A 21,459-nucleotide genomic window follows, 5' to 3' on the forward strand; every position below is an offset into this window, starting at 1 on the left:
GCATTTAGGAATAAAAAACTTTAAAGCAAATAATTAAGTTAGTATTTGTAAATTTGCGTTTTAAAAAATTTTTGTAAAATGTCAAGATTTAACAAACTAACTGTAAAGAATATTACTAGAGAAACACCAAATGCTATTGTAATAACATTTGATGTTCCTGAAAGTTTAGCTACAACCTATCAGTTTTTAGCTGGTCAGTATCTTAACATAAAACATGTTATAGATAATAAAGAAGTAAAAAGAGCGTATTCTATTTCGGCTTCGCCAAATGAAAAAACGTTAGCTGTAACGGTTAAAGAAGTTGCTGGTGGTTTATTTTCTACCTATGCAAACCAACATTTAACGGTGGGTACAAACATGGAAGTTGGTGTTCCTGAAGGGCGTTTTACAATAGAAACTGATGCAAACAACAACCATTTATACGGAGCAATTGCAGCAGGTTCAGGAATTACACCAATAATTTCTATTATTAAAACCGTTTTAGAAAATGAACCAAACAGCCAATTTGTACTTTTATACGGAAACAAATCGGTGCAAGAAACCATTTTTTACAACGAAATTGCTCGCCTTTTAAATACTTATAAAGAACGCTTTTCTGTACAATATATATTCAGTCAAGAAGTTAGCGAAGGTTCATTAAACGGACGCATTGTTCGCGAAACAATTCAAAACACATTTACAGCTAACCAATCGGGCAACTACGCTAAATTTTTTATTTGCGGACCAGAAGAACTGGTTTATAACAGCACATCAGCTTTAAAAGAAAGCGGCGTAACCGAAGATAAAATTAAGTTTGAATTATTTAACAGCTCAGAAAAAGGCAGCTACGTACCGGTATCGTCAGACAACACAACCATTACGGTTTTATTAGATGATGAAGAAGTGGTTTTTGAAATGTCTCGTAAAGATTCAATCATAAAAGCTTTAAACGATAAAGGTTTAGATGCACCTCAATCTTGTTTAGGCGGAGTTTGTTCAAGTTGTATTTGTAAAATCACAAAAGGAGAAGCTGTTTTAGCTAAAAACTCGGTTTTAACCGATCAAGAAATAGCGGCAGGATTTACGTTAGCTTGTCAAGCTTACCCAACAACAAGCGAAATTGCAATTGATTTTGACAACGTATAACATAAAAAAAGGTTACCTTATTCAGGTAACCTTTTTTCGCTTTTCTAATTAACTACAAAAATAAAAGCTAAAAAAATGATTTTTTATGAAAAGTGAATAACTTAATTATTCATTTCAAAAATACAAAAATTGAATAATGCGATAGCATTTTATCTACAAGCAGTAGTAATAATCGATAAAATGATTATTTAAGCTGTCGAGCTTATTCCATCAATTTGTTTACCACATCGGCAACTAAAATAGTTTCCATTACTTTTTCGTAACCAGGTACAATTTTGTTTCCGTAAACCGAAGTAGGCAATAAAGGATATTGTTTTAAATCGGGCACTAAAGCGTCTGACAACTTCTGATTAAAAGGCAAAAAGCCCGCAAACGGATGTGTTGCACCCCATAAGGTAACTACACGTACGCCCAACAACGCAGCAATGTGCGCATTGCCCGAATCCATAGATAACATGACATCAAGATTAGAAATTACATCCATCTCTTCATCTAACGTTAATTTACCAGCTAATACAACAACGTTTTCGTAATCTTTTTTAAGATCGTTTAAAACAGCTATTTCTTTAGCACCACCACCAAACAGAAAAACTTTATTTTCGGCTTTAGCTAACGCATCAATAACTTGTTGCATCAAATACTGTGGATAAACTTTGGTTTGATATTGTGCAAAAGGTGCAATACCAATCCAGCGTTGGGTTTTGTTTCCTGCAATAGCAAGTGCTTTATCTGTTAAAACAGCTTTTGTTGCAAAAACCGGATGGGTTAAATCTAAAGGATAGCCTAATTGCGCAAAAGTTTCGGCATGGCGCTGAAACATAGATTTAACAGGCTCAATATTTTTAGGAGCTAATTTGGTTAGTTCTTTTTTATCGGCACGGCCTTTATCTGTTGCAGCAACTTTATAGCCAAAAAGCTTATAAAAACTACGAACAACTTGGGCACGTAAAACGTTATGCAAATCGGCAACCTCGGTAATTCCTAAAGCTTTGGTATCTAAAAATAACTGATACAAACCTTTTAAACCTTTATGACGGCCATTAACATCAACCGGAAAAAAATCTAAGTTTTGAATATCTCTAAAAAAGGGTTTAAAAAATGGGCGAGAAGCCACGGTAATTTTTACCTCAGGATATTGCAAAGAAAAAGCTTTCAGCACCGGAACCGTCATTGCGACATCGCCCATTGCAGAAAGCCTCATAACTAAAATATGTTTTGGTTTAGACATTGTCTAAAAAAAATTATTTTTTGTTTTGGTATAATACCGGATTTAAATCGTCATCGTTGTACATTTTCATTTGTTTGTACACCTTCATGTATTTATCTCCGTTTTCAATATCTTTTAATAAATCGTTAATAGATACAAACATGTCTTTTTGTTGTTCTAATAAAACGTTTAATTTTTCTTGACATTTTGCACGATGCTCGTCCGATGCGTTTTCGCGAGTTGCTTCTTCACGCATGTGATAAATTTTTAATGCTAAAATTGATAAACGATCTATAGCCCAAGCCGGAGATTCGGTATTAATTTTTGCATCTGCTTTTACCACAACATCTTTATATTTTTGTAAAAAATAGCTATCAATATATTCTACCATATCGGTACGAACTTGGTTTGATGCATCAATTTTACGTTTTAAAGTTAAGGCAGCAACAGGATCGATTTGAGGATCACGAATAATATCTTCATAATGCCATTGTACGGTATCAACCCAGTTTTTAGCATACAACAAATATTCAATTGTTCCTTTTTCGTACGGATTATTGATTGGTTGATTTACATCGTCAAACTTGTGGTAATCCGCAATACTTTGTTCGAAAATTGGAAAAGCAAATTCTGCAAACATCTTTATATTTTTTTTATTACTAAACAAAGATAGTTTTTTTACCTTTATGGTACTAAAAAAAAGTTACATGAACATTCATTATATATCCGAGCAAAACAGCATTTTAAACCATTTTTTAGCCCAATTACGTGATGTGAATGTGCAAAAAGATTCGATGCGTTTTAGAAAAAACGTAGAACGAATTGGCGAAATAATGGCTTACGAGCTTAGCAAAACCTTACCTTACAAAAATGTTGAAGTACAAACACCGCTAGGAATTAAAAAAACAACAGTGATTGAAGATAATGTTGTGTTATGTTCTATTTTACGTGCTGGTTTGGCCTTACATACAGGTTTTATGAACTTTTTTGATGATGCAGAAAACGGATTTGTTTCGGCTTCTAGAATACATGATGCTGCTGGAGTTTCTGAAATTAAGGTTGAATATCAGGCAGCGCCATCGTTCAACAACAAACATTTGTTACTATTAGACCCAATGTTGGCTACCGGACATTCGTTAGTTGCTGTTTTTAATAAACTTTTAGATCAGGAAACCCCAAAAGAAATTCATATTTGCGTTGTTATTGCGGCGCCAGAAGGCGTTGCTTATTTGCAACAAAACTTACCCGATTACTGCCATTTATGGATTGCAACCTTAGATGATGGCCTAAATACAAACAATTACATTTTACCAGGATTAGGAGATGCAGGCGATTTAGCTTACGGAGAAAAAAAATAAAAAAGAGCGTTTAAAACGCTCTTTTTTTATAGTTGTAAAAAGTAAAAAATTAAAATACATACGGTTATACCACCCAAAAAGGATTCTTTTATCCAAGCTTTTTCAATTTTCTCAATCATATTACTTCCCATAATCGCTAAAGGAAAAAAGGAAAAAGATGCTACTGCCAAGTTTGGCGTTGGCATGCAAATAAAAATAATAAAAGATATTATTAAAATTAAATACAAAATATGATATACTGCGGTGCGGTTTACCGATCTAGATCCGCTTGTAACAAACGAGGAGAACAAAAACAAAATGATAATTAAGGCATAAAAACACAAAACGAAAAATGTAACGGATTGATTAGCTAAGGCATGTAAGTTAAAAGAAAACGAAACAGATTCTATTAAACTAAAAATATAGCCCGTATTAAAAATCATTTCAAAAAATATAGCAATGGATCCTACAATAAATAAAGCAATAAAAGGAATAAGCCAGTTTTTAAAATCAAACGAAGTTTGAAACATAATAACAAAAAATACCAGTAACAAAAACAAAGCGCTCCAAACGTAAAACAAACTGGCAATTAAAATTAATACGCAGCTATCAAAAAGTTTTTGTTTGATGCTGAGTTTAGATCGCAAAGCAATTAATCGCCTAAAAGCTAAAACCAATAAAAACAGAGCACAAATAATATGCGGGCTATTAAAAATCTCAGGAAATAACAAGCAAAACAAAAACGAGAAGAAGGCACCAAACATGTTGTCTTTAACCAAATTATTACGGTTATAAATAAAATGCATTAAAAAAAGTGATGCGTTTAAAAGTAAAAACGATCCTGCTTTTTGTAAACCTGTAATAAAATTTAATGGCGTTGTTACAGCCAAACTTTGGTAAAGAGTAAAGAAAATCAATAAAAAAACAAATAAAATAATATAATTTATTGGTCTTGTTTTATTAAAAATGCTTGTTATCATATATATATTTCCTATTTTTGCGTTGTAAAGATAACACATGTGTAAATAACCGTTGCAAATATATTCGAATTGTTTGCAGCAAAAAACTTTAAAGTTATGACATCTTTTTTCAACGGTTTAGGTTGGTTTATTGGTGATTTTTTAATGACACCAATGAACGCCCTAGCAAAACTAGAATTGAGTAACTGGTGGTTAGCGAATTTCATTACTTGGATTTTCATAATCATTTTGTGTGCTGCTTTTGGCTACTGGATGAAACAGTTAGCTATTTTCCACGAAAGTGGAGCAGATGAGCAAGATACAACCGCTCACTCATTCTTAAAATAAGAAAAAGAAAAGCCTCAACTAAGTTGAGGCTTTTTTTATAAATCGAAACCAATATCTTTTCTGAAATACATGTTATCAAACTTAATTTTTTCGATAGCTTGGTATGATTTTTTAATGGCTTCGTTAAATGTTTCACCGTACGACGTTACAGCTAAAACACGACCGCCATTTGTTACAACTTCATTATTTTGTAACGCAGTACCTGCATGAAAAACAATAGAATCGGTAACATTTTCTAAACCGGTAATTACTTTTCCTTTTTCATAATCTTCTGGATATCCACCAGAAACAACCATAATTGTTGTTGCTGCACGCTCATCAATATCTAATTCAACCTGATTTAAAGTTTCTGAACCGATAGCTTTAAAAATTTGCACTAAATCAGATTTTAAGCGAGGCATAACAACTTCAGTTTCTGGATCGCCCATACGCACGTTGTATTCAATCACAAACGGATCGTCGCCCACTTTAATTAGTCCAATAAAAACAAATCCTTTGTAATCAATATTATCGTTTATAAAACCTTGAATGGTTGGTTTTACCACACGTTCTTCAACTTTTTGTAAAAATTCTGGCGTTGCAAAAGGAACTGGAGAAACTGCACCCATTCCGCCCGTATTTAAGCCCGTATCACCTTCGCCAATGCGTTTGTAATCTTTTGCAGTTGGTAAAATTTTATACGATTTACCATCGGTTAAAACAAAACACGAAAGTTCAATACCGTCTAAAAATTCTTCAATAACAACTTTAGATGATGCATCGCCAAATTTAGCATCAACCAGCATGTTGCGCAATTCTTGTTGCGCTTCGGCTAAATCGTTTAAAATTAAAACTCCTTTACCAGCAGCTAATCCATCAGCTTTTAAAACGTAAGGCGCTTTTAATGTGGTTAGAAATTCGCAACCTGCCTCAATCGTATCTTTTGTAAAAGCCTGATAACGTGCTGTAGGAATGTTGTTTTTTACTAAAAATTCTTTAGCAAATTCTTTACTTCCTTCTAATTGTGCGGCATATTTAGATGGTCCAATTACTGGAATATGTTTTAAATCGGCATCGTTTTTAAAAAAATCGTAAACCCCGTTTACCAACGGATCTTCGGGCCCAACAACAACCATGTTTATATCTAATGCTAAAACCTGTTGCTTAATTGCACTAAAATTGTTTGGATTTACGTTAAGGTTTGTAGCTATGGCTGCTGTACCAGCATTTCCTGGTGCTACGTAAAGTTTATTGCAATGTTCGCTTTGAAGCATTTTCCATGCTAAAGCATGTTCTCTACCTCCGGAACCTAAAAGTAATATGTTCATATGTTGTGTTGTTTTGAACAAAAATAATTCTTTTATATTGAATAATAAATTTTAATTTTAAGAACAATCTAAACCTACAAAATGAATCATAAATCCAAAACACGAATCTTTAAAGCTTTAAATATTTTACCTTCTTTTTTAGGTTATACTTTGTACCATTACTTGCAAAATATAAAATCTTCTAAAAATTTTAATTCAAAATTAAAAAGTAACATCAAAACTTACAATAAATTAGAAGAAGTATTAACACATTTAAATTTAAATTTAAACCAAAAAAAAATTATTGAAATTGGATCGGGATGGATTCCTGCAATGCCATATGAGTTTTTGTTTAAAGGAAACGCGAGCTTAGTTTATACATATGATTTAAATCATCATTATCAAAAAAGTAAAATTTTAAATTTTAACATACAGTATTTTACATCTGAAAGTTATAAAGACTTTTCTAGAACTAAATATGGAATTGACGATAGAATAATTTATATGCCTAAAAAAAAATGTAATTCATGAGAAATTACCAGAAGTTGATTATGTTTTTTCTAGATTTGTTTTAGAACATGTGACTCCAAATGATTTATTTAGTATGCACAAAAAATTTTTTTTAGAGCTAAAAAAACCCATCAGAATAATTCATTTTATTTCACCTAGCGATCATAGAGCGTTCTCAGACAACTCTTTGTCTTTACAAGATTTTTTACAATACAGCCAAGAAGAATGGGATAAAATCCAGACAAAATTTGACTATCACAATAGATTGAGATTACCAGAGTATTTAAATATTTTTCAAAAAACAGGTTTTGAAATAGAATATTTAGAGTTTGACAATCCCAAAAAGGACTCTTTCACATATGAAAAATTTAAAAAAATAAAGTTACACGATGATTATAAAGATATGTCTGAAGAAGATTTAACTGCGGGAAGTATTATCATAATTTTAAAGAAAAAGAATGAAACTATTTAATTTAACTCTGAAGCTTAATGGGTTTCCTGTTGATGAAACAAAAAAAGTTTATGACGAGATTTTGAAGGTTTCTGAATCAGATTATGCCGCATTTACAGAGAAGAGAAAAAAAGAAATTGTTGAGTTTCACTTAAAAAACAATGTTTTTTATAAAGATTTAGTTGGCAAAGATTCTTTTAAAAAATGGGAAGAATTGCCCGTACTTACCAAAAAAAATTTACAACAACCAATTGAAAATAGATTAAGCAAAGGTTATAATATTAAAAATGTTTTTGTCAATAAAACATCCGGCTCAAGTGGTGATCCGTTTGTTTTTGCTAAAGACAAAAGGGCACATGCAATTACTTGGAACAGTATTATTAATAAATTTGGCTGGTTTGATATAGATTTTAATACCGATAAACAAGCACGATTTTATGGAATTCCTTTAGATAAAAAAGGATATTACAAAGAGCGCATTAAAGATTTTTTTTCGAATCGATATCGCTTTCCTATTTTTAACTTAGATGATGCATTTTTGGCTAAAGTGCTAAAAAAGTTTGAATCCACTGCTTTTGATTATATCAATGGTTACACATCTTCTGTGGTTTTATTTGCTAAATACTTAAAAAGTCAAAATGTTGTTTTAAAAGATGTTTGTCCGAGTTTAAAAACTTGTTTTGTAACCTCTGAAATGCTTTTTGAAGATGATAAGCATTTAATGGAGCAGTATTTTGGCGTACAGGTAATTAACGAATACGGAGCATCAGAATTGGATTTAATTGCATTTGAAAATCCTGAAGGTAAATTTGCTTTAAACACGGAAACTTTATTTATAGAAATTTTAGACAGTAACAACAAACCTGTTGAAAATGGCAAAGAAGGTAAAATTGTTATTACCTCATTATACAACAAAGCACATCCATTTATACGTTATGAAATTGGTGATGTGGGTATAATAGATGAAACATCTAATGCAAAAACCAGCTATTTAAAAAAGTTAACAGGAAGAACCAGTGATATAGCTAAACTTCCTTCTGGTAAAATCGTTCCAGGTTTAACTTTTTATTACGTAACTAAAAGCGTAATAAAAGATGATGGAAATGTAAAAGAGTTTATTGTAAAACAAACAAAATTAGATACATTTGAAATTGAATACGTGGCTGACAATAAATTAAATAATAAAGAAGAAGAAGCTATTATTCAAGCAGGAAACGCCTATTTAGAACCGAATTTACATTATATTTTTGCAAAAAAAGATGTTTTAACAAGAACAAGTCGAGGAAAGCTAAAGCAGTTTCAATCACTTATAAACTAATTTTATTTTTTAATTTCTAATTTTTCTTCACTATTAATTGGTTGTATAAAAAAACAAGCATTGAAAAAAAAGAAGAAACTACATTTTGTTTATGATAATTGTAATAAACCAAATAATTGGATTTTAAAAGTTGAAGTTTTGAAGCCGAAATAGAATCCTTTCGGATTCTATAATATGCCAAATTGTTTGGTGTTGAAAATGCAACTTTTTCAATTTTTAAAACTTCTAACCACATAATCCAATCTTGCCTTTTTCGAAATGTTGAGATTGGAATTTTTCCAATTTTAGTTACATCATATATTCCTGTCAAGTTACCTATCCAATTGCAATAAAACAACTCCTTATAAGTAACTTGTTTTTTAGGAAGAATTAACTTTCTTAAAGGGTTGCTTTTCTCATCTATTAACTCATAACCACTGAATGTAATTGCAAGATTATTTGTTTTTAAAAAATCTATTTGAACCTGAAGTTTTTCAGGTTTCCACATGTCGTCAGAATCTAAAAAAGCTATATAATTACCGTTTGAATTATCTAATGCTAATTGCCTAGCAACTCCTGCTCCAGAGTTTTTAGCCAACTTTAAAACTTTTATTCGCGGTTCTAATTCTGCTTGTAAGGTAAGTAATGAAAAGGTAGAATCTGTTGAGCAATCGTCAACAATAATCATTTCCCAATTAGAATATGTTTGTTTAATAACCGATTGTATAGTTTCTAAAATATATTTTTCAGAATTAAATGTTGGTGTTATTATAGATACTAAACCGCTTTTCATTAATATGCTTTTTCTTCGCCTTTTACAGCATTTAAAACTGTTTTAATAATGATTTTTACATCAAACAAAATAGACCAATTCTCAGAGTAATAAATATCGTATCGTACTCTTTTTAAAATATCTCTTTTAGTTTCTACTTCACCTCTACAACCGCTAATTTGAGCAAAACCTGTTATTCCTGGTTTAATGAAATGACGAATCATAAACTTATCAATTGATAGGGCAAATTCTTTTGTTTGGTTTACCATATGCGGACGAGGACCAACAACAGACATATCACCAATAAAAACATTAAAAAACTGTGGCAATTCATCTAAACTTGTTTTACGTAAAACTGCTCCGATTCTAGTTATACGTCTATCTCCTCTGCTTACCTGATTCGTATCAGAAACTTTATTTACGTACATAGATCGAAATTTAATACAACAAAACTCTTTATAATTAAGACCATTACGTTTTTGTGTAAAGAATACCGGGCCACGAGATTCGAGTTTGATTAATAATGCTAGAATAGGTATTAACCAAGATAATAAGAAAATGATAACTAAAGTAGAAAAAACAACATCAAACACACGCTTTATGATTCTGTTGTTTACATCATCTAAAGGAAAAACACGTAAGGAAACAATAGGAATATCATTGTAAAAATCTTTAACTAAATTTCTAGTAAAAACACTCTTACGATCAATCAATAATTTTACCTTAATAAGATTATTATCAGCAAATTTAGAAATTCTATAAATATCTTTATCTGTAAAACTTGCTATAGAAATATAAATTTCATTAACAGCACCATTTTTTAAATAAGAGAAAAGATCAACATAATTATTCTGTTTTGCTGCTTCTTTTGTATAGCGTTTTGTTATTACGTAACCAAAATCAGGATTTCGAGTAAAAAAATCAGCAAGTTTATCTGTTCTATCACCAATAATTACAACGTTTCTATAATTACCGCCGTAATAGATTCTGAAAAACTTAAGAAAATAATGAATAAAAAATTTAACAGCTAATACAACTACGAAAGCTATAGAAATGTAAGTAAGTAACCTTTTAACCCCAATATTCTCTTCAAGCAATCCAACAAAAATCAAATTAACAAAAATAAATAAAACATATTGTTTAATTATTTTTACTACAATTTTATACGGTTTTGTAAAACGGTAAATCTCATAAAAATCGGTATTTACAGCAATTACTACCCACGCTAAAGAAATACACAGATGGAAGAAAATATTTTGGTGTATAAAAAAGTAAGAAAACCAATTTATAATAAAAAGATCGACCAAATAAGAAAGCGGTCTTATATATCTAGAAAATCGAATTTTGGAAGCTTGCAAAATGTTAATGTATGTAGTTAGTAAAATCTTTATGCTCTTCTTTAGCTAGTTCTTCGGCTGATAAGGATTTAAAATAAGCATAGGTAATTTTCATACCTTCAGCTCGGTTAACCTTAGGTTCCCAATTTAATATTGCTTTTGCCTTTGTAATATCGGGCTGACGTTGTAACGGATCATTTACAGGTAAATCTTTATAAATTATTTTCTGATTCGTTCCTGTTAACTTAATAATTTCCTCAGCAAAATCTTTTATTGTAATTTCATCCGGATTACCAATGTTTACCGGATATTCGTAATCACTTAAAAGCAACCTATAAATTCCTTCCACCTGATCATCAACATAACAAAACGATCGGGTTTGCGAACCGTCGCCAAAAACCGTTAAATCTTCTCCACGCAATGCCTGACCAATAAAAGCAGGAATTACACGCCCGTCGTTTAAACGCATTCGTGGGCCATACGTATTAAAAATACGAACAATTCGTGTTTCTACGCCATGAAAAGTATGATAAGCCATGGTTATAGATTCCTGAAAGCGCTTAGCTTCATCATAAACCCGCGCGGACCAATTGTATTTACGTTGCCATAATATTCTTCGGTTTGTGGGTGCACTAACGGATCACCATAAACTTCTGATGTAGATGCTATTAAAATACGTGCTTTTTTAACACGAGCTAACCCCAACAGATTATGCGTACCTAAAGAACCAACTTTTAAAGTTTGAATCGGAATTTTTAAATAATCTATCGGACTTGCAGGTGATGCAAAATGTAAAATATAATGCAATTCGCCCGGAACGTGTACAAATTTAGTTACGTCGTGATGATGAAATTCAAAATTTTGATGCGCAAACAAATGTTCTATATTTTTTAAATCACCCGTAATTAAATTATCCATTCCAATCACGTAATAACCTTCGGCAATAAAACGATCACATAAATGGGATCCTAAAAAACCTGCTGCCCCTGTAATTAATATTCTTTTCATGATTTGAAACTGACTTATATGATCATTGATAATTGTACGCGTTTGCGCGCTTCATCAACTTCTGTAACTTTAACCTGAACGTGCTGATGCAATTTAACCACCTCGTTAACATCAGATACAAAACCTTCTTTTAACTGAGAAATATGCACCAATCCGCTTTCTTTAATTCCAACATCAACAAAGCATCCAAAATTGGTTATGTTGTTTACAATGCCGGGTAAAATCATGCCCGCACGTAAATCTTTAATTGTTTTTACATTCGGATCAAATTCAAAAACTTTAGCAGCTTTACGCGGATCCAAGCCCGGTTTGGTTAATTCTTTTAAAACATCTTTTAAATACAATTCTCCAACTTGATCTGTTTTATAATTCGAGAAATTGATTTGATCGATTAGCGCTTTATTTCCAACCAAATCGGCAACCGAAACTTTAAGATCTTTCGCCATTCTTTCAACAATAGCATAAGCTTCTGGATGCACTGCCGAATTATCTAACGGATTTGCAGCTCCATGAATTTTAACAAAAGCTGCCGCTTGCTGAAACGCTTTTTCGCCCAAACGAGGAACTTTTTTTAATTCTTTTCTCGATGTAAACGGCCCGTTTTCTGAACGATATGTTATAATATTTTCGGCCATTTTTTCACCAATGCCCGAAACATAACTTAATAACGATTTACTTGCCGTATTTATGTTAATTCCTACCGCATTTACGCATCGTACTACGGTATTATCTAATTCTTCTTTCAATTTAGTTTGATCTACATCGTGCTGATATTGCCCAACCCCGATTGATTTTGGTTCAATTTTAACCAATTCGGCTAACGGATCTGACAGCCTACGGCCGATTGATACAGCACCACGCACGGTAACATCATAATTCGGAAATTCATCGCGCGCAATTTTAGATGCCGAATAAACCGACGCTCCTGCTTCTGAAACTACAAAAACCTGAACCGGTTTATCAAAAGCAATTTTTTTAATAAAAAATTCCGTTTCCCGAGATGCAGTTCCGTTTCCAATAGAAATTGCCTGAACATTATACGCATTAACCATTGATTTTATTTTTTTCATAGCCATGGTTGTGTCATTTTGTGGCGCATGCGGAAAAATGGTTTCGTTGTGCAGCAAATCACCTTTTTCATCTAAACAAACTACCTTACAACCTGTTTTAAACCCCGGATCTATGGCTAAAATTCGTTTTTCGCCTAACGGCGGAGCTAATAAAAGTTGTTGCAAATTGCTGGAAAAAACAGCTATAGATTGTGCGTCTGCTTTAGCTTTTGCTTCTTGCAAAACTTCGTTAGAAATGGCTGGTTCAAGCAAACGTTTGTAACCATCAGCAATGGCTTTTTGTAAATGAACAGCCGTTTCTTTATTGTTGTTTTTAATTATATTTTGCTCAATAAAGCCAAGCGCTTCTTGTTTATCAATTGCTACCGAAAGTTTTACAAAACCTTCATTTTCAGCACGCAACATAGCTAATAAACGGTGCGATGGCACACGCGAAAAATTTTCAGACCAATCAAAATATTGGTTGAATTTTTGCGCAGCTTCTTCTTCATCCTTTCCTTTAACAACTTTGGTTGCAACGGTTGCTGTACGCTGAAACATTCTGCGTAGGTTTTTACGAATATAAATATTTTCGTTAATCCATTCGGCCACAATATCTCGAGCACCTTGTAACGCATCTTCTTCTGTTAAAACAACTTCATTAAGATATTTTGATGCAACAAAATCTATGTTATCTGTATTTTGAGCCATTAAAACTTTAGCCAAAGGTTCTAAACCATTTTCGCGTGCGGTATCTGCTTTGGTTTTACGTTTCTTTTTATAAGGCAAATACAAATCTTCAATTTCTTGCAAGTCGAAAGATTTTTGAATTTTTTGTTCTAAATCTTCTGTTAATTTGCCTTGTTCGGCAATGGCTTGCAAAACGCTTTCTTTGCGTTTAACTATTTCGTGATATAATTTATTGTATTTGCTTATTTGCTCAATAACAACCTCATCTAAATTTCCTGTAAAATCTTTACGATAACGTGCTATAAACGGAATTGTACAATCTTCAGCTAAAAGCTGCAGCGTGTTTTCTATATTTTTAGGAGAAGCATTTACAGCTTGTTGAATAAATTGAATTGCTGTCATTATGTGTTAATAAATTGTAAAGATATTATATTAAATAAAACGTTAAAAGCTATTTTTGTAAAACTTTTAATGTTAAAGTTTTTAAGAACAGCTCCAGGTAAAATTAGAAACCGGATCTTTTCTGGCTGGTAAAAAATTATAATGCCACCATTCAGAATATATTGATTTAAAATGATGTTTTTCCATGGTTTGTTTTAACAACGTTCTGTTTTGCAAAACCTTTTCATCTAAATCTGTAAAAGCATGATGCGCTTCAGGGCCAAAAAAATCAAAATCAGTTCCCATATCTAATTCTACACCCAAGCTATCAACCAAAGTCAAATCTACCGCACCGCCTCGGTTATGCACCGAACCTTTAGCAGGGTTAGCTACATAATTGGTTCCTGGCAAAATTTGCCACATTTTTTTCTGTACATCTAAAGGGCGGTAGCAATCGTATAACTTGAGCCGATAACCTAGCTTATTAAAATCTTCTTGCGCAGCAATAAGAGCAACAACGGTTTTATATCGCAAATAGCATTGTCCGCAATCATAAACTTGTTGCGCTAAAAAATTATTGGGGGTTGCATATCTTAAATCGTATTCAAACGCATCCGAATAGTCAGAAAGTTTAACAAAAATACTATCCAACTCCGGCGCCGGTTTAGGCTCGAATTTGGGTAACGAAATGGTATCTATTGAGGGGGTATTTAAGCTATCTAAAGTTATAATAGTTACAGGAACAACTTCTGTAACATCTTGCTTTTTACAAGCAAGAGCAGCAACTAAAAAAGTTGAAAATAAAAGTTTCTTAAACATAAACAATAAGGGTTAACTATATTTGCACAAAAATACGCATTATGGGCAAAGCTATAGGTATTTACCTATTACTGATAAACGTTTTTACGCTAACTTTATTTGGTTATGATAAAGATATGGCCGAAAAAGGCAAACGCAGGGTGTCAGAAAAAACGCTTTTAATTTTCACTTTTTTAGGCGGCACTTTAGGCGCGCTTATTGGTATGCGAATGTACAAACACAAAACCAATAAAGCATCATTTCAAATTAAATTTTTATTAACATTTATTGCTCAGCTATTTGTGTACTTTTTTACTTTTAGAAGATAAAAAAAGACAGAACCGGGTTCTGTCTATATATAATTTATATGCAAGCAATTTTATTTACACGATTGGCGTGGCGCCCGCCTTCAAATTCGGTATGAATAAAAGCATCTACCATTTCTAAAGCAACTGCTTCACTAACAAATCGGGCAGGAATAGAAATTACATTGGCATCGTTATGTTGTCGGGCCAATTCAGCAATTTGTTTTGTCCAACATAAAGCACATCGAATATCTTGGTGCTTGTTAGCAGTAATAGCAATACCGTTTCCGCTTCCGCAAATAACAATGCCTAAATCAGCTTTTTTTGCGCTAACATCGTTTGCAACTGCATGTCCAAAGTCAGGATAATCAACGCTTGCTGTATCATCTGTTCCGTTATTTAAAACGGTATGTCCTAAACCTTCTAAATAAGCAACAATTGCTTTTTTATAAGCCGGACCTGCGTGGTCGTTTCCAATAGAAATAATCATAAGTAAAGTTGTGTGTGTTTATGGCACAAAAATAAACATTACATACAAATTTGCAGTACTTGTTTGTACATATTTAATAAAAGAAACAAAAATGCATAACATATTCGTTTAAATCTAAAATACTTTCTAACAATTTCATTAAAAAAGCCGTATCTAATTTCGAATATGTAACTTTGTAAAAACAGCATATTCTTATTCTATAAAAAATATGCAAGCAAGTTTAGCATAAAAAAACGGTTTTTAATCAAACCAAACATTATTTAATATTGTAATAACACATTTTTCGGAACGATTTTTGTATTTTACAACATAACAAATTACTATTTATGAATAACAAACCTAAAAAAACAAGAAAAAAAGGTAAGGACTATTCAGTTAAAATTTTAAAATTCTTAGCGAAAACCCCAAATAAAGCATATAACTACAAACAAGTTGCATCGGCACTTGAAATTAGTGATACACAAGGTAGAAACGAGATAATTAAAGAACTAAATATTCTGGTTAAAAAAGGCAACATTGCTGAAGAAACCAAAGGAAAATACCAAATTGTACAAAAAGCAGAATATTACGAAGGTACTATAGATATGACCTCACGTAAAACGGCCTATTTTGTATGCCCAGAACTTGAAGACGATGTGTTTATACCAACCAACAACCTAAACAAAGCACTGCATGGTGATAAGGTTATGGTTTATATTTACAACAAACGTTCGTCTCGAAAACCAGAAGCTGAAGTTTTAGAAATTTTAGAACGCAAACGTACCGAATTTGTTGGCGTTATAGATATTCAGAAAAACTTTGCTTTTGTTAGCACAGCGAACCCAAAAATGTACACCGATATTTTTATTCCGAAAGATAAAATTGGTGATGCCGAAAATGGTGACGTTGTTTTAGTTAAAATGGAAGATTGGCCTAAAAAAGCCGATTCTCCTTTTGGATCTGTGTTAAAGGTTTTAGGTAAACCAGGCGTTCACAACACCGAAATTCATGCCATTTTGGCGGAATACGGATTGCCTTACGAATTTCCGATTGAGGTGGAAGCGTTCACTCAAAAAATAGACACGAGCATTACGGCCGAAGAAATTGCCAAACGCCGTGATATGCGCGAAACGTTAACTTTTACCATTGACCCAAAAGATGCAAAAGATTTTGACGATGCGCTTTCGTTTAAAGTTTTAGAAAACGGAAATTACGAAATTGGTATTCACATTGCCGACGTGTCGCATTACGTGCAAGAAGGTACTGTTTTAGATGAAGAAGCATACCAACGTGCAACATCGGTTTATTTAGTAGATCGCGTGGTACCTATGTTACCCGAAGTGCTTTCTAACTTTGCTTGTTCATTACGACCGCACGAAGAAAAATATACATTTTCTGCCGTGTTTGAATTAGATGCCAAAGCAGAAATTAAAAACGCATGGTACGGCCGTACGGTGACGTATTCTGACCAGCGTTTTGCTTACGAAGAAGCGCAGCAAGTTATTGAAACTAAAAACGGAAACATTCCGCAAGAAATTTCTATTACTGGTGAAGCTTACGTTATTAACAACGATATTGTTCAAGCCATCTTAACAATGGATGATTTAGCCAAAATCATGCGCGCAAAACGCATGAAAAACGGAGCTATTTCATTTGATAAAGTTGAAGTAAAATTCAATTTAAGCCCAGAAGGAGAACCAATTGGCGTGTTCTTTAAAGAAGGAAAAGATTCTAATAAATTAATTGAAGAATTTATGTTGCTTGCCAACCGTAAAGTTTCAGAATTTATAGGCAAACAAAACAAAACCTTTATTTACAGAACGCACGACGAACCCGATCAAGATAAATTATTTAACCTACAAGGTATTATTTCTAAGTTTGGGTACAACCTTAACTTTAAATCAAAACAAACCATTTCAGAAAGTTTAAATACTTTATTGAAAGATGTAAACGGTAAACGTGAACAAAACTTAGTTGATACGTTAGCTATTCGCAGTATGAGTAAAGCCAATTATTCATCAGAAAATATTGGGCATTACGGATTGGCTTTTGACTATTACTCGCATTTCACCTCACCGATTAGAAGATATCCTGATATTATGGCGCACCGTATGTTGCAACATTATTTAGACGGAGGTAAATCGATTGATGAAGAATTGGTAGAACAACAAGCCGTACATTGCTCACAAATGGAAATCTTGGCTTCTAACGCAGAAAGAGACAGTGTTAAATACATGCAAGTTAAATTTATGCAAGACCAAGGCGATCGCGAATTTTTAGGCGTAATTTCTGGTGTTACCGAATGGGGTATTTATGTTGAAGTTATTGAAAACAAATGCGAAGGCATGGTTCGCATCCGTGAAATAAAAGACGATTATTACACGTTTGATGAAAAACAGTATGCCTTAGTTGGCGAAGTTTCTAAAAACACCATCCAATTGGGTGATGAAGTTTGGGTTAAAGTTAAAAATGCCGATTTAGTAAAAAAACAACTGGATTTTACTTACTTACGTAAAAACGAAAATTAAAAATTATATAGCTATGAAAAATTTTAAAGTAATTATATGCTTTTTAGCAACTAGTTTTGCCTTTGCGCAAGAACCTATTACTAAAGAAATGGGTGAAATAACATCTGTTAAAACCTTTGATAAAATTTCGGTAGAACTTATTAAAGCGAACGAAAACAAAGTAGTTTTAACCGGAACAGATAACGATTATGCCGAGCTGATTAACAACAATGGCGAATTAAAAATAAAAATGTCAGCCAAAAAACTTTTAAAAGGCGACAAAGTACATGCTAAAGTTTATCATACCAGCAATATTTACGAAATTATTGCAACCGAAGGAACAAAGGTTACCAGTAGCGACGCATTTAAATTGGTAGATTTAAACTTATCTGCGAAAGAAGGAGCAGAAATTAAATTAGATATTGATGTAAAAAAGGTAAATGCAAATGTAAATTCTGGCGGAAAAATTACGTTAGAAGGCAGTGCAGATAACCAAGATTACCTTGCAAATTCTGGCGGAGTAATTAAAGCCAATAATTTAAAATCTAGCCAATGTAACGTAACTGCAAACGCAGGTGGCGAAGCTTTTGTAACCGCAACCGAATTGGTTGATGCAAAAGTTAGAGCAGGAGGAAACATAAGCATTTATGGAAAACCAAGAGTAATAAACGAAAAAAAGATTGCTGGAGGTAAAATAACCAAAATCAACAAATAATCATTTCGATTTACGCATCGTAAAGCTTATATTTGCTATCCTAAATCGAAGAAAGGTAAAATGTTTGATGATATATTAACAGGAATTCCGCTTGGTTTTTTCCTTAGTTTTATGATTGGCCCCGTTTTTTTTGTATTACTTGAAACCAGTATTACAAGAGGAGTAAAAGCTGCGCTTATTTTTGACTCGGGTGTAATTTTTGCGGATATTGTTTTTATTTTAATTGCCTATTTTACAAGTTACAAGCTGTTAGAACGCATTAAAGACGATCCGATTATATTTATTGTTGGTGGTTTAATTATGCTGGTTTACGGATTAATATCTTTGTATTTAAATTTTAGAACCAAAATAATACAAGAAGTAAATAAAGAAGAAATTAAAATTGTATTAAACACCAAAAATTATGTTGGGTACTTTTTTAAAGGATTTGCATTAAACTTTATTAACATTGGCGTACTTGGTTTTTGGTTGGGTATTTTACTCACCTTTGGCCCCAAGTTTGACATGGTAAGTTCGCGTTTGCTTGTATTTTTTATTGCAGTAATTGTAATGTATTTTATTACAGATTTAGGCAAAATATTTTTAGCCAAACAACTGCAAAAAAAGCTAACAGCACAAAACATTTTAAAAGTTAAAAAAATTAGCAGTTTTATATTAATAATTTTTGGCGCCTTTTTAATGTTTCAAGGTTTTTTTCCTGGCAAGAAAGAAATACTAAAAGAAAAAATTCATCAAATAGAATTAATAAAATAAATAAGAAAGCGAAGTTATATAACTTCGCTTTTCTTTAATCAATACCTCACGCTTTTGAAAAAGTTTCTAAAAATTATGTGGTACCTTTTTTTACTTATTGCTCTTTTACTTTTGGGCGCTTATTTATACACCTTACAACCAAAATTTGGTAAAAATCCAAGCGGTGCACGTTTAGAAAAAATAAAGCAATCTCAATTTTACGCTAATGGTGCGTTTCAGAACTTATCGCACACCCCAGCATTGGCAGAAGGACATACAACTTTTCAGGTTTTTTGGAATTTCTTTTTCAAAAAACATCCAAACACCATTCCAGATCAAGAAATACCACATGTTGTAACCGATTTAAAAACGATTCCTGCCAATGAAAACGTTTTAGTTTGGTTTGGCCATTCGTCTTATTTTATTCAACTACACGGAAAAAAGTACTTAATCGATCCGGTATTTAGTGGTAACGTTTCGCCAATACCCAATACGGCAAAAGCTTTTAATGGCAGCGATTATTATAAGGCAGCAAACATGCCTGAAATAGATTATTTAATATTAACGCACGACCATTACGATCATTTAGATTACGAAACCCTTGTTGCGTTAAAAGATAAAGTAAAACAAGTAATTTGTCCGCTTGGCGTTGGCAGCCATTTAGAACATTGGGGATATGATGCTGAGCGATTGATTGAGAAAGAATGGTATGAAAGCGAAGTTTTAGACAAAAACTTGAAAATTAGCTTTATGCCAACTCGCCATTTTTCTGGCCGTAGTTTAAAAAGAAATAACACCTTATGGACATCGTACGTACTAGAGTCGGAAGATTTTAAACTTTATATTGGTGGAGATAGCGGTTACGATTCACATTTTAAAGCTATTGGCGAGCAATTTGGCCCTTTTGATTTTGCTTTGCTAGAAAATGGGCAATATAACAAAGCTTGGCGCTACATTCATTTATTTCCTGAAGAATTGCTGCAAGCAGCAAAAGATTTAAAGGCAAAACGTATTATGCCGGTACATTCTAGCAAATTTAAATTAGCGCATCACGAATGGGACACGCCGTTAAAAGATTTAGTTCAGAAAAATGATTCACTAAACCTTGCAACACCAAAAATTGGTGAAGTTGTTTATTTAAACGAAAATAACCAAGTTTTTGAGCCTTGGTGGAATTCTTACAAATAACAAAAATTTAACATGTTAAAATTTATATTTTTTAATTTTTATTAAAATATATACCTATAATTGTGCAGAATTAACAAACATAACTTTTAAAGAATTATAAAAGGTTTTTATAGCGTTAGTTCTAAATTTAGAATAACCCACCCACTATAAATACTAATTAATTTTTGTTAAAAGAGCTCGGTTTTATGCCGAGCTCTTTTTCTATTTTCCTGTAAAAGTTGGTTTTCTTTTTTCTAAAAATGCTGTTGTTCCTTCTTTAAAATCTTCGGTAGCAAAACATTCTCCAAATTTTTTAATTTCAACCTCAAAACCATTTACGCCTTCAGCAAAATTTGCATTTACAGCTTCAATAGCTTTAGCAATAGCAACAGTAGAATTTTTAGCTATTTTAGTTGCAATTCCTTTAGCAAAATCAAGCAATTCTGGCTGAGAAACCACATGGTTTACCAATCCGTAATTTAATGCAGAAGTTGCATCAATCATTCCTGCTGTCATAATCATTTCTAAAGCGCGGCCTTTACCAACTAATTGTGTTAAACGTTGTGTACCACCGTAGCCCGGAATTACGCCTAAAGTTACCTCAGGCAAACCCATTTTAGCATTATTAGATGCAACTCTAAAATGCGCTGCCATGGCCAATTCTAATCCTCCGCCCAAAGCAAAGCCATTAATTGCTGCAATAACAGGTTTGTTGTAGTTTTGCACAAAATCAAAAAGTACTTGTTGCCCAACTGCAGCTAACTTTTCGCCTTCAGAAGCAGAAAAATTAGCGAATTCAGAAATATCAGCTCCAGCTACAAATGCTTTTTCACCACTTCCGGTTAAAACAATAACCTTGGTTTGGTTATCGGTTTGCAATGCTTTAAAAGCTTGGTGCAGCTCTTCAATAGTTTGTTTGTTTAATGCATTAAGTTTTGCCGGACGATTGATGGTAATTACCGAAACAAAATCGGCTGTTTCAATTACTAAATTTTCAAAATCCATGTTT

Annotated in this window: 21 protein-coding genes and 1 pseudogene; 11 read left to right on the top strand and 11 right to left on the bottom strand. The window is 32.5% G+C overall.

The features are described 5' to 3' along the window. Nucleotides 1-78 precede the first annotated feature (78 nt). Nucleotides 79-1,125, top strand: a complete 1,047-nt coding sequence (locus K5I29_RS10400; protein ID WP_264433131.1) for a ferredoxin--NADP reductase — start codon at nucleotides 79-81, stop codon at nucleotides 1,123-1,125. A 202-nt stretch (nucleotides 1,126-1,327) separates the two neighbouring features. On the opposite strand, the gene K5I29_RS10405 is transcribed toward K5I29_RS10400, so the two are convergent. Together K5I29_RS10405 and K5I29_RS10410 are read right to left on the bottom strand one after the other, a co-directional pair. After that, nucleotides 1,328-2,353, bottom strand: a complete 1,026-nt coding sequence (locus K5I29_RS10405) for a glycosyltransferase family 9 protein (RefSeq protein WP_264433132.1) — start codon at nucleotides 2,351-2,353, stop codon at nucleotides 1,328-1,330. A 13-nt stretch (nucleotides 2,354-2,366) separates the two neighbouring features. Next, nucleotides 2,367-2,972, bottom strand: coding sequence for a DUF4254 domain-containing protein (locus K5I29_RS10410; RefSeq protein ID WP_264433134.1), 606 nt, complete (start codon nucleotides 2,970-2,972; stop codon nucleotides 2,367-2,369). Nucleotides 2,973-3,039: 67 nt separating this feature from the next. Between K5I29_RS10410 and upp the strand changes: the two genes are divergently transcribed. Beyond that, nucleotides 3,040-3,690, top strand: coding sequence for a uracil phosphoribosyltransferase (upp, locus tag K5I29_RS10415; protein WP_264433135.1), 651 nt, complete (start codon nucleotides 3,040-3,042; stop codon nucleotides 3,688-3,690). 26 nt (nucleotides 3,691-3,716) lie between these two features. Here the strand turns inward: upp and K5I29_RS10420 are convergent, their stop codons facing one another. Next, on the bottom strand, nucleotides 3,717-4,649 hold the full coding sequence (locus tag K5I29_RS10420) for a DUF6427 family protein (protein WP_264433136.1): 933 nt from the start codon (nucleotides 4,647-4,649) through the stop codon (nucleotides 3,717-3,719). Between the two features lie 96 nt (nucleotides 4,650-4,745). On the opposite strand from K5I29_RS10420, the gene K5I29_RS10425 reads away from it, so the two are divergent. Further along, complete coding sequence (locus K5I29_RS10425) at nucleotides 4,746-4,976, top strand: DUF6341 family protein (protein ID WP_264433138.1); 231 nt, start codon at nucleotides 4,746-4,748, stop codon at nucleotides 4,974-4,976. A gap of 35 nt (nucleotides 4,977-5,011) precedes the next feature. Here the strand turns inward: K5I29_RS10425 and purD are convergent, their stop codons facing one another. Beyond that, entirely contained in the window at nucleotides 5,012-6,283 is a 1,272-nt protein-coding gene (gene purD / locus K5I29_RS10430) for a phosphoribosylamine--glycine ligase (protein WP_264433140.1), read from the bottom strand. Between the two features lie 81 nt (nucleotides 6,284-6,364). Between purD and K5I29_RS10435 the strand changes: the two genes are divergently transcribed. The 3 genes from K5I29_RS10435 (at nucleotide 6,365) to K5I29_RS10445 (ending at nucleotide 8,541) form a co-directional block, all read left to right on the top strand. Further along, nucleotides 6,365-6,793 (top strand): hypothetical protein, encoded by a 429-nt coding sequence (locus K5I29_RS10435; protein WP_264433141.1) that lies wholly within the window; start codon nucleotides 6,365-6,367, stop codon nucleotides 6,791-6,793. Between the two features lie 73 nt (nucleotides 6,794-6,866). Next, a complete protein-coding gene (locus K5I29_RS10440) occupies nucleotides 6,867-7,244 on the top strand; it encodes a hypothetical protein (RefSeq protein ID WP_264433143.1) in 378 nt (125 codons plus the stop codon). Continuing rightward, nucleotides 7,231-8,541, top strand: a complete 1,311-nt coding sequence (locus K5I29_RS10445) for a phenylacetate--CoA ligase family protein (RefSeq protein WP_264433146.1) — start codon at nucleotides 7,231-7,233, stop codon at nucleotides 8,539-8,541. The genes K5I29_RS10440 and K5I29_RS10445 overlap by 14 nt, the downstream gene beginning before the upstream one ends. A gap of 16 nt (nucleotides 8,542-8,557) precedes the next feature. On the opposite strand, the gene K5I29_RS10450 is transcribed toward K5I29_RS10445, so the two are convergent. The 5 genes and pseudogenes from K5I29_RS10450 to K5I29_RS10470 all read right to left on the bottom strand — a co-directional run bounded on the left by K5I29_RS10450 (nucleotide 8,558) and on the right by K5I29_RS10470 (nucleotide 14,576). Further along, a complete protein-coding gene (locus K5I29_RS10450; RefSeq protein ID WP_264433148.1) occupies nucleotides 8,558-9,313 on the bottom strand; it encodes a glycosyltransferase family 2 protein in 756 nt (251 codons plus the stop codon). Then, nucleotides 9,313-10,650: an exopolysaccharide biosynthesis polyprenyl glycosylphosphotransferase gene (locus K5I29_RS10455; protein WP_264433150.1), complete on the bottom strand. Its 1,338-nt coding sequence runs from the start codon at nucleotides 10,648-10,650 to the stop codon at nucleotides 9,313-9,315. The genes K5I29_RS10450 and K5I29_RS10455 overlap by 1 nt, the downstream gene beginning before the upstream one ends. Nucleotides 10,651-10,654: 4 nt before the next feature. Further along, nucleotides 10,655-11,637: pseudogene (locus K5I29_RS10460) on the bottom strand (UDP-glucuronic acid decarboxylase family protein). Between the two features lie 14 nt (nucleotides 11,638-11,651). After that, entirely contained in the window at nucleotides 11,652-13,778 is a 2,127-nt protein-coding gene (locus K5I29_RS10465; RefSeq protein WP_264433152.1) for a Tex family protein, read from the bottom strand. Between the two features lie 81 nt (nucleotides 13,779-13,859). Further along, nucleotides 13,860-14,576: a M15 family metallopeptidase gene (locus K5I29_RS10470; RefSeq protein ID WP_264433153.1), complete on the bottom strand. Its 717-nt coding sequence runs from the start codon at nucleotides 14,574-14,576 to the stop codon at nucleotides 13,860-13,862. A 41-nt stretch (nucleotides 14,577-14,617) separates the two neighbouring features. Between K5I29_RS10470 and K5I29_RS10475 the strand changes: the two genes are divergently transcribed. After that, nucleotides 14,618-14,884: a DUF1294 domain-containing protein gene (locus K5I29_RS10475; RefSeq protein ID WP_264433156.1), complete on the top strand. Its 267-nt coding sequence runs from the start codon at nucleotides 14,618-14,620 to the stop codon at nucleotides 14,882-14,884. A gap of 34 nt (nucleotides 14,885-14,918) precedes the next feature. Here K5I29_RS10475 and rpiB read toward each other — a convergent pair whose 3' ends face one another. Next, complete coding sequence (gene rpiB, locus K5I29_RS10480; protein ID WP_264433157.1) at nucleotides 14,919-15,350, bottom strand: ribose 5-phosphate isomerase B; 432 nt, start codon at nucleotides 15,348-15,350, stop codon at nucleotides 14,919-14,921. 326 nt (nucleotides 15,351-15,676) lie between these two features. Here rpiB and rnr point away from each other — a divergent pair, with 326 nt between their 5' ends. The 4 genes from rnr to K5I29_RS10500 all read left to right on the top strand — a co-directional run bounded on the left by rnr (nucleotide 15,677) and on the right by K5I29_RS10500 (nucleotide 20,471). Further along, nucleotides 15,677-17,857: a ribonuclease R gene (rnr, locus tag K5I29_RS10485; protein WP_264433159.1), complete on the top strand. Its 2,181-nt coding sequence runs from the start codon at nucleotides 15,677-15,679 to the stop codon at nucleotides 17,855-17,857. Nucleotides 17,858-17,870: 13 nt separating this feature from the next. Beyond that, complete coding sequence (locus K5I29_RS10490) at nucleotides 17,871-18,551, top strand: head GIN domain-containing protein (protein ID WP_264433161.1); 681 nt, start codon at nucleotides 17,871-17,873, stop codon at nucleotides 18,549-18,551. A 60-nt stretch (nucleotides 18,552-18,611) separates the two neighbouring features. Continuing rightward, nucleotides 18,612-19,304 (top strand): LysE family translocator, encoded by a 693-nt coding sequence (locus K5I29_RS10495; protein WP_264433163.1) that lies wholly within the window; start codon nucleotides 18,612-18,614, stop codon nucleotides 19,302-19,304. Between the two features lie 75 nt (nucleotides 19,305-19,379). Next, the gene (locus K5I29_RS10500; protein WP_264433165.1) at nucleotides 19,380-20,471 is read left to right on the top strand and encodes an MBL fold metallo-hydrolase; all 1,092 of its coding nucleotides are present in this window, start codon (nucleotides 19,380-19,382) and stop codon (nucleotides 20,469-20,471) included. Nucleotides 20,472-20,672: 201 nt separating this feature from the next. On the opposite strand, the gene K5I29_RS10505 is transcribed toward K5I29_RS10500, so the two are convergent. After that, nucleotides 20,673-21,455: an enoyl-CoA hydratase-related protein gene (locus K5I29_RS10505; RefSeq protein WP_264433166.1), complete on the bottom strand. Its 783-nt coding sequence runs from the start codon at nucleotides 21,453-21,455 to the stop codon at nucleotides 20,673-20,675. Nucleotides 21,456-21,459 lie beyond the last annotated feature (4 nt).

This window comes from Flavobacterium agricola, assembly GCF_025919725.1.
Taxonomy (GTDB): Bacteria; Bacteroidota; Bacteroidia; order Flavobacteriales; family Flavobacteriaceae; genus Flavobacterium; species Flavobacterium agricola.

Excerpts from the sequence above, each read along its gene's own strand:
- K5I29_RS10400 (WP_264433131.1), top strand. The coding sequence starts at position 79 with ATGTCAAGATTTAACAAACTAACTGTAAAGAATATTACTAGAGAAACA.
- K5I29_RS10405 (WP_264433132.1), bottom strand. The coding sequence starts at position 2,353 with ATGTCTAAACCAAAACATATTTTAGTTATGAGGCTTTCTGCAATGGGC.
- K5I29_RS10410 (WP_264433134.1), bottom strand. The coding sequence starts at position 2,972 with ATGTTTGCAGAATTTGCTTTTCCAATTTTCGAACAAAGTATTGCGGAT.
- upp (WP_264433135.1), top strand. The coding sequence starts at position 3,040 with ATGAACATTCATTATATATCCGAGCAAAACAGCATTTTAAACCATTTT.
- K5I29_RS10420 (WP_264433136.1), bottom strand. The coding sequence starts at position 4,649 with ATGATAACAAGCATTTTTAATAAAACAAGACCAATAAATTATATTATT.
- K5I29_RS10425 (WP_264433138.1), top strand. The coding sequence starts at position 4,746 with ATGACATCTTTTTTCAACGGTTTAGGTTGGTTTATTGGTGATTTTTTA.
- purD (WP_264433140.1), bottom strand. The coding sequence starts at position 6,283 with ATGAACATATTACTTTTAGGTTCCGGAGGTAGAGAACATGCTTTAGCA.
- K5I29_RS10435 (WP_264433141.1), top strand. The coding sequence starts at position 6,365 with ATGAATCATAAATCCAAAACACGAATCTTTAAAGCTTTAAATATTTTA.
- K5I29_RS10440 (WP_264433143.1), top strand. The coding sequence starts at position 6,867 with ATGCACAAAAAATTTTTTTTAGAGCTAAAAAAACCCATCAGAATAATT.
- K5I29_RS10445 (WP_264433146.1), top strand. The coding sequence starts at position 7,231 with ATGAAACTATTTAATTTAACTCTGAAGCTTAATGGGTTTCCTGTTGAT.
- K5I29_RS10450 (WP_264433148.1), bottom strand. The coding sequence starts at position 9,313 with ATGAAAAGCGGTTTAGTATCTATAATAACACCAACATTTAATTCTGAA.
- K5I29_RS10465 (WP_264433152.1), bottom strand. The coding sequence starts at position 13,778 with ATGACAGCAATTCAATTTATTCAACAAGCTGTAAATGCTTCTCCTAAA.
- K5I29_RS10470 (WP_264433153.1), bottom strand. The coding sequence starts at position 14,576 with ATGTTTAAGAAACTTTTATTTTCAACTTTTTTAGTTGCTGCTCTTGCT.
- K5I29_RS10475 (WP_264433156.1), top strand. The coding sequence starts at position 14,618 with ATGGGCAAAGCTATAGGTATTTACCTATTACTGATAAACGTTTTTACG.
- rpiB (WP_264433157.1), bottom strand. The coding sequence starts at position 15,350 with ATGATTATTTCTATTGGAAACGACCACGCAGGTCCGGCTTATAAAAAA.
- rnr (WP_264433159.1), top strand. The coding sequence starts at position 15,677 with ATGAATAACAAACCTAAAAAAACAAGAAAAAAAGGTAAGGACTATTCA.
- K5I29_RS10490 (WP_264433161.1), top strand. The coding sequence starts at position 17,871 with ATGAAAAATTTTAAAGTAATTATATGCTTTTTAGCAACTAGTTTTGCC.
- K5I29_RS10495 (WP_264433163.1), top strand. The coding sequence starts at position 18,612 with ATGTTTGATGATATATTAACAGGAATTCCGCTTGGTTTTTTCCTTAGT.
- K5I29_RS10500 (WP_264433165.1), top strand. The coding sequence starts at position 19,380 with ATGTGGTACCTTTTTTTACTTATTGCTCTTTTACTTTTGGGCGCTTAT.
- K5I29_RS10505 (WP_264433166.1), bottom strand. The coding sequence starts at position 21,455 with ATGGATTTTGAAAATTTAGTAATTGAAACAGCCGATTTTGTTTCGGTA.